Source organism: Carboxylicivirga fragile (assembly GCF_050589805.1).
Taxonomy (GTDB): Bacteria; Bacteroidota; Bacteroidia; order Bacteroidales; family Marinilabiliaceae; genus Carboxylicivirga; species Carboxylicivirga fragile.
Genome location: NZ_JBNGOY010000117.1, coordinates 1 through 1,160 on the forward strand (window position 1 = coordinate 1; position 1,160 = coordinate 1,160).

Consider the following 1,160-nt stretch of genomic DNA (forward strand, 5'->3'; position numbering starts at 1 on the left):
CTAAGTACATGACAAAAGTTTAAAACATTTATCTAAGTCATTGTTGTTTATTGGGTTATTTAGAGCACAAGCAATTCTGATAAAACCATACTTAAAAAAGCTATATGCTCTTCTACCATGCTTCTTAATCTTTATGGGTTTGATGTTCATATGCTTATCAATTCCTGCTAGGTAAGCCCAAACAAAAGCAATAGCTACTACCGCTAATAGTTTAGATATGCGTTCTAGATCCGTCAAGTGAGTATCTTCAAGGTTAAAACCACTAGATTTCATAGCTTTAAACATGGTTTCAATTTGCCATCTTTCTTTGTAGTTAATTAAAGCTTGATCGTGTTGGTTGAACGAAGCAATAATGGTAAACTCCACCTTTCCAGTGGTTTTGTTAAATAACTTTGCTCCTGAAAGATACACCAGATTCTTGCCAAGATAATAGAGCTTACCACAATGTTTGTAAGACCCAGCCTTGATATTGTTGAACAGCCAAAATGCTTTAATTGGAGGTGTACCATGGCGATGTACCATCATATTGTTCCGTATACGAATGTAAAAGGGAATTTTTTGACGGATTAGATCTTCAAACCATTCTTCTCCAATAAATTCCCTATCAGCCATGAATGCTTTTATACTATCAGTACCGAAGAATTGGATGTATGTATCCAGAACCTCTTTTCTTTCTTTAGCATTGGAATTTCCTCGTTTAGGAAGAAGCTTCCAAATCAATGGGATGGAAACTCCTTTATAGCAAACACTCAACATCAGAATATTAATATCCATTTTACCAAACTTCCAATTGGTTCTATCCATACTAAGCATATAGGGTGGCTCTTCTGGTAAGAAACTATAGATAAGCCTTGTAAATATCAACGGATCGAATGAAAACTCGGCAAAGAACCTTTGCACCCGTCTAAGACTTGATTCATGTTCGACAGAACCGCTAAAGCCCTGAGCTATTTTCACATATGAAACCGTATGGAACTTAACCATGCTATTAATGATTATAAGCAAACATTTAATCCTTGCCTTGTGCCAATTAGTCGTTGTCTTGAACAACTCAAATAATTTCGTATTTTTGGTATCTACCTTGGTATTCGTATTCATTACAAAAGACTTCAGAAATCCTTTGTAAGATACTGAATGCCAAGGTTTTAAGCAAGAAAACA

At 35.3% G+C, this 1,160-nt stretch carries 1 protein-coding gene; it reads right to left on the reverse strand.

From position 1 onward, the window contains the following. Nucleotides 1–1,160 (reverse strand): IS4 family transposase (locus ACRD7B_RS22725; RefSeq protein WP_430826966.1); only part of this gene is annotated, 1,160 nt, incomplete at its 5' end.